The organism is Lutibacter sp. (assembly GCF_013139515.1).
Classification (GTDB): Bacteria; Bacteroidota; Bacteroidia; order Flavobacteriales; family Flavobacteriaceae; genus Lutibacter.
The window spans coordinates 22,034-28,463 of the sequence record NZ_WTAR01000071.1 but is presented as its reverse complement, the minus strand read 5'-3'; the positions used below and the strand labels follow the sequence as shown (position 1 = coordinate 28,463).

Here is a 6,430-nt window from a genome sequence, read left to right as displayed (position 1 = left end):
GAACAAGAATTTAACAGAAGAATCCTGCAAGAATACGGTAAAAGAAGAAAAATGCAACGACAATAAAATAGTGACAAAATTATAATCTACACCCTTGAAAACATCAGTTACCCTATTTTAGATTCTTATCAAGAATCTAAAAATAAGTTGATACGGATTTTACTTTTCTACTCTTTTTTATGAATACATTTTATTTCGTAACTCTTTTATTTTGGCACTTTCTAAATACTCATCAAAAGTAGAATACCTATCTATAACACCTTTTGGAGTAATCTCAATAACTCTATTAGCAACTGTATGTGCAAATTCGTGGTCATGTGTTGTAAATAACACCGTTCCTTTAAAATTACTTAATGAATTATTAAATGCTTGAATTGACTCTAAATCTAAGTGATTTGTTGGTTCATCTAACATTAAAACATTTGCTCTCATCATCATCATTCTAGACAACATACATCTTACTTTTTCTCCTCCCGATAAAACATTACATTGTTTCAAAGCTTCTTCTCCACTAAAAATCATTTTCCCTAAAAAGCCTCTTAAATAAACTTCTTCACGCTCTTCTTCAGTTTTAGCATATTGACGTAACCAATCAACTAAATTTAAGCTAGCATCCTTAAAAAAATCTGCATTATCTAATGGTAAATATGATTGATTTGTAGTAACTCCCCATTGAAATTTTCCACTATCTGCTTTATCATTATTATTTAAAATCTCATATAAAGCAGTTACTGCTCTAGAGTTTTTAGATATTAAAGCTACTTTATCTCCTTTATTTAGGTTAAAATGAATATCATTAAATAAAACTTCTCCATCATTAGTTTTTGATAAATGCTCTACATTTAAAATTTGATCTCCGGCTTCTCTTTCTCTTTCAAAAATAATTGCAGGATACCTTCTACTTGATGGTTTAATTTGATCAACATCTAGTTTTTCAATCATTTTTTTACGACTGGTTGCTTGTTTTGATTTTGCAACGTTTGCAGAAAAACGACGAATAAATTCTTCTAATTCTTTCTTCTTATCTTCAGCTTTTTTATTTTGTTGTGCTCGTTGTCTTGCTGCTAACTGGCTAGATTCATACCAAAAAGTATAATTTCCTGAGAAATGATTTATTTTACTAAAATCAATATCTGAAATATGCGTACAAACTGCATCTAAAAAGTGACGGTCATGCGAAACAACAATTACTGTATTATCATAATTTGCTAAAAAGTTTTCTAACCAAGCAATCGTTTCAAAATCAAGATCATTTGTAGGCTCATCCATTATTAAAACATCAGGATTACCAAATAAAGCTTGTGCTAATAACACACGTACTTTCGCTTTTCCATCTAGCTCGTTCATTAAAGTATAGTGCATATCTTCTTTAATTCCTAAAGAAGATAACATGTTAGCGGCATTACTTTCAGCGTTCCAACCTCCCATTTCTTCAAACTCAACACCTAACTCACCTACTTTAATACCATCTTCTTCTGAAAAATCTTCCTTAGCATAAATGGCGTCCATTTCTTTTTTTACTTCAAAAAGTTTTTTATTACCAATCATAACTGTATCTAAAACTTGGTACTCATCAAAAGCATAATGGTCTTGTGATAAAACAGACATGCGTTTTCCATGGTCTAAGTTTACTTGTCCAGATGTAGGGTCTATTTGTCCTGAAATAATTTTTAAAAAAGTTGATTTACCTGAACCATTGGCGCCAATAATTCCATAACAATTTCCAATTGTAAATTTCGTGTTAACCTCGTCAAACAAGATACGTTTTCCAAATTGGACAGATAAATTTGATACTGAAAGCATGCTATATATTTATTTTAAAATTTTTGCAAAAGTAGTAAATTAGATTCACTAAAAAATATTTAATTTAAAGTTAATTCTACGCTAAAAATATAAGTATTTTTTTATTTAACATCTCATTAACAAGTAAACACAATTGTTGTGTGTATTTTTGTTTTAATTCAATCTCAATGAAATACTTTATAAGTGCCATAGTAATAATTTTAACTTTTAGTTGTAATACAACTACTACTAAAACTGCAACCACCTATTTTGGAGGAGAAATTATTAACCCAAAATCTAATTTTGTCCTTTTATTAAAAGACGATAAAGTAATTGACACTTTATTACTTGATAAAAAAAGTAGATTTTTAAATAATTACAACTCCTTATATGAAGGTTTGTATACTTTTAAACATGGAAATGAGTTTCAATACATTTATTTAGAACCTGCTGATAGTGTTTTGGTTAGATTAAATACTTGGGATTTTGATGAATCATTAGTTTTTAGCGGAGATGGAAGTGCTAAAAATGAGTTTTTAATTAATTTATTTCTTCAAAATGAAAAAGAAGAAAAAATAATGCATGATTTTTTCTATTTGAATGAAAATGATTTTCAGAAAAAAATAGCAACTTTTGCAGCTAAAAAAACCTTACTTTTTGAAGAATTCTCTAAACAAGAGCTAAATTTAACGGAAGGATTTAAAAAATTAACTAATGTTGCAATTCATTTCCCTTTGTACAGATTAAAAGAAATATATCCTTTATTTCATAAAAAAGCTAACAAGCTAAGTGGCTTTCCTACAATTTCAGATAAATTTTATGCATTTAGAAGTGAAATTAATTTAAATGAAGAAAATTTAGTTGCGTTTTACCCTTACCAAAACTATGTAATTAGTTATTTATATAATTTAAGTTACCAACTTAAAGAAGAAGATAAAACTAAAGATAATATTACACTTAATATTTTAAATTATACGATTCAGCAAATTAAATCGGAAGAGTTTAAAAACACACTATTAAAAGGAATTATAGTAAACGATTTTTTAAAAAGCGAATCTACTTGCAGTGTCAATCAAAAAGAATTGGATTTATTTCTAGAAAACTGCACTAATAAACAGTACCGTACACAAGTTAAAAATTTAGTGAACGATAGTAAGTTTGTTTCTAACAATCAACCATTTCAAAGTTTTGAAGTTGTTTCGCATAACAACATTAAACTACCAATTAATGACATTATTAAAGGTCAAAATTCAGTTATTTATTTTTGGTCAACAGATTTTATGTCGTCAGATTATTTGGTTAATCGCATTAAATACCTCGAAAACGAATACCCAAACATGTTATTTATTGGTATAAATATGCAAAACACCAATGAAGATATTACCAAAGATCCTAATTTGAAATTACTTGATATTACAAAACAGTTTAAACTAGCTGATAAAAGTTTTGCGCATAACTACCTAACTAGCAAGTACCCGCGAACTATTATAATTAATTATAATGGAATTGTGGAAAATGGCTTTACCTATTTAGACTCTAAGAAACTAAACTCAGAGCTAAACAAATTAAAATAAGTTACTTTTATTAAGGCTGCGTTAAATATAAGTGTACCTTTGCACGTTTTTTAACCGGTTTATAGATGGGCATCTGTAAATCAATAATTTATACAGAATGACAACATTTAAAGACTTAGGTCTTAATGATAATATCATTAAGGCGTTAACTGATTTAGGGTACGAAAATCCTACAGAAATTCAAGAAAAAGCTATTCCACAAGTAATTGCTTCAAAAGAAGATTTAAAAGCATTTGCACAAACAGGTACCGGAAAAACGGCTGCTTTTAGTTTGCCAATTTTAGAGCAAATTGATACTCAAAGCAAAGATACTCAAGCAATTATTTTATCTCCAACACGTGAATTAGCTTTGCAAATAGCAAAGAATATTGAAGAATTTTCAAAACATATAAAAGGGTTTAACGTTACTGCAGTTTATGGAGGAGCGAGTATTGATGACCAAATAAGAAAACTTAGAAAAGGAATGCACATTGTTGTTGGAACTCCTGGTAGAACAGTAGATTTAATAAACAGAAAGCAATTAAAACTTAATAACGTTCAATGGCTAGTATTAGATGAAGCTGATGAAATGTTAAATATGGGTTTTAAAGATGAATTAGATAAAATTCTTGCTGTAACACCTAAAGAAAAACAAACATTACTGTTTTCTGCAACATTTCCAAGAGAAGTTGAAAGTATCGCTAAAAACTATATGCATAAACCTGTTGAAATTACTTCAGGTGAAAAAAATAAAGGTTCAGATCAAGTATCACATCAATATTATGTTGTTTCAGAAAGAAATAGATACAATGCTTTAAAAAGAATTGCAGATGTAAATCCAGATATTTACAGTATTATCTTTTGTAGAACACGTAGAGAAACACAAGAAGTTGCTGATAAATTAATAAAAGACGGATATAATGCTGATGCACTTCATGGAGATTTATCCCAAGCGCAACGTGATAGTGTTATGGGTAAATTCCGTAAAAAAGTTTTACAAATACTAGTTGCTACAGATGTTGCTGCAAGAGGATTAGATGTTACTGATTTAACGCACGTTATTAATCATAAATTACCAGATCAAATTGAGTCTTATACACACAGAAGTGGTAGAACTGGTAGAGCTGGTAAAGAAGGTATTTCAATTGCAATTGTTACCGGTAGAGAAAAAGGAAAACTGCGTCCAATTGAAAGAATGATTGGAAAACAATTTGTGAGCACTCCAGTTCCAACTGGGAAAGAAATTTGTCAAAATCAATTATTAAAATTAATTGACAAAGTTCATGATATTAAAGTTAACGAAAAAGAAATCGTTGATTTCTTACCTTCAATTTATGAAAAACTTGAAGGATTAGATCGTGAAGAATTAATTAAGAGATTTGTTTCTTTAGAGTTTAACACTTTTTTATCTTACTATCAAAATGCCCCAGATTTAAATGATAGTGATCAAATGCGAGGTAGAGATTCAGATTCTAGAGGGAAACGTAGAGATGATGAAAATATGAGTCGATTTTTTATAAATATTGGTAGAAAAGACAACTTAAATCCGGCTAGATTAATTGGTTTAATTAACGATCAAAAAATTGCTAAAAATATTGAAATTGGCCAAATTGAAATTTTAGATACTTTTTCATTCTTTGAATTAGATAAAAATTATAAAGATGAAACTATTTCGTCTTTTAAAGCCAACGATGTAGATTTTGAAGGTAGAAATGTAAATGTAGAAATTACTGAGAAAAAACGATCTGGAAGAAGTGGTGGAAGACGTGATGGCGGCAGAGATAGAAAAAGAAGTAAAGATAGAAAATCTGATGGAGATTTTAGTGGATTTGGAAGAAGACGCTCCTCTGACAATAAAAGTGCTTTTGGTTCTAGTGACAAAAACTCTAAAAGAAGAAAAAGATAATTTATTAAGCATAAAAAAAACAGCCAATTGGCTGTTTTTTTTTATATAAAAGTGTAATTATATTTTCTTTACTCTAACTGCGTTCATCCCTTTTAAACCACGTTCAAGTTCAAAAGTTACTTTATCATTTTCTTTTACTTCTTCTAATAAACCACTAACGTGTACAAAATATTTTTCTTGAGAAGTCGTATCAAGAATAAATCCAAATCCTTTTGAAGTATCAAAAAAGGAAACTTTACCTTGCTTATCAGCCGATTCTTCCTCTCCTCTATCTTCTTTTTTAGGTATACCTATTTCAATAGTTGAAGCATCAACTTTAATTTTTTTAGTTGGATCTGGCGGCGTACTTGTAAGCTGCCCAAATTCATCAACATAAACAAACTCATTATCTTGCCCTTTTGCTTTACGCTCTTCTTTTTTAAGTAGTTTGTCTTTTTTTTTCTTTAGACGTTTCTTTTCTCTTTCTTTTTTACCAAATGTTTCTTGTGATCCAGCCATTAATTATCTAATTATATTTTTTTGTTAAACTGCAATTTTTAAAAAGATTAAAAGTGCCATCAAAGGTAATAAGAAATAAATTATCCATCAAATCTTGATAATGACGAGTTGCAGTAACCAATAATCGCAGTTATAAATTTTTACTGAAACTTTTTGCAAATATAACATTTTAATTTTTTTAAACCATTAAAATATTTTTACCTAATTTGTACTTATTATTATTTTTGATCTTAAACACTTATAAATCTCTTAAAATTATGACCAATTCAACAAACAAACCAACATCAACTTTTTGGATTATTAGCATTACAGCCTTACTTTGGAATATTATGGGTGTTTCAGCTTATTTAGGCCAAGCGTATATGACTAATGAAGTTTTAGTAGCATTACCTAATGCTGAACAAGCTTATTATACAAATTTACCTGCCTGGGTTACTGCTGCTTTTGCTATTTCTGTTTTTTCAGGAACTCTAGGATGTATTATAATGTTACTTAGAAAAAAATTAGCAATAGCACTTTTTATTATTTCACTTGTTACTGTGCTTCTCCAATTTGTATATAATTTTATTTTACAAAAAGAAATGGAAATATCAATAGCTAACTTTATTATGCCTATAGTTGTAATTATAATTGCATCATTTTTAGTTTGGTATTCTAAAAAATCAGCTGAAAATAATTGGATTTTTTAAGT

Annotated in this window: 5 protein-coding genes; 3 read left to right on the top strand and 2 right to left on the bottom strand. The window is 28.6% G+C overall.

What is annotated here, in order from left to right:
• Positions 1-177 precede the first annotated feature (177 nt).
• Positions 178-1,803 carry an ABC-F family ATP-binding cassette domain-containing protein gene (locus GQ540_RS07075; protein WP_291799434.1) on the bottom strand — a complete coding sequence of 542 codons (1,626 nt, stop codon included), beginning with the start codon at positions 1,801-1,803 and terminating at the stop codon, positions 178-180.
• Positions 1,804-1,970: 167 nt separating this feature from the next.
• On the opposite strand from GQ540_RS07075, the gene GQ540_RS07070 reads away from it, so the two are divergent.
• A complete protein-coding gene (locus tag GQ540_RS07070) occupies positions 1,971-3,356 on the top strand; it encodes a hypothetical protein (protein ID WP_291799431.1) in 1,386 nt (461 codons plus the stop codon).
• Positions 3,357-3,453: 97 nt separating this feature from the next.
• Positions 3,454-5,241: a DEAD/DEAH box helicase gene (locus tag GQ540_RS07065; RefSeq protein WP_291799428.1), complete on the top strand. Its 1,788-nt coding sequence runs from the start codon at positions 3,454-3,456 to the stop codon at positions 5,239-5,241.
• A 57-nt stretch (positions 5,242-5,298) separates the two neighbouring features.
• Here the strand turns inward: GQ540_RS07065 and GQ540_RS07060 are convergent, their stop codons facing one another.
• On the bottom strand, positions 5,299-5,739 hold the full coding sequence (locus tag GQ540_RS07060) for a cold-shock protein (RefSeq protein ID WP_291799424.1): 441 nt from the start codon (positions 5,737-5,739) through the stop codon (positions 5,299-5,301).
• 257 nt (positions 5,740-5,996) lie between these two features.
• Here GQ540_RS07060 and GQ540_RS07055 point away from each other — a divergent pair, with 257 nt between their 5' ends.
• A complete protein-coding gene (locus GQ540_RS07055) occupies positions 5,997-6,428 on the top strand; it encodes a hypothetical protein (protein WP_291799421.1) in 432 nt (143 codons plus the stop codon).
• The last annotated feature ends 2 nt before the right edge of the window (positions 6,429-6,430 follow it).

What these genes read in the sequence shown, in the direction of transcription:
- GQ540_RS07075 (WP_291799434.1), bottom strand. Translation starts at nt 1,803, where the DNA reads ATGCTTTCAGTATCAAATTTATCTGTCCAATTTGGAAAACGTATCTTG.
- GQ540_RS07070 (WP_291799431.1), top strand. Translation starts at nt 1,971, where the DNA reads ATGAAATACTTTATAAGTGCCATAGTAATAATTTTAACTTTTAGTTGT.
- GQ540_RS07065 (WP_291799428.1), top strand. Translation starts at nt 3,454, where the DNA reads ATGACAACATTTAAAGACTTAGGTCTTAATGATAATATCATTAAGGCG.
- GQ540_RS07060 (WP_291799424.1), bottom strand. Translation starts at nt 5,739, where the DNA reads ATGGCTGGATCACAAGAAACATTTGGTAAAAAAGAAAGAGAAAAGAAA.
- GQ540_RS07055 (WP_291799421.1), top strand. Translation starts at nt 5,997, where the DNA reads ATGACCAATTCAACAAACAAACCAACATCAACTTTTTGGATTATTAGC.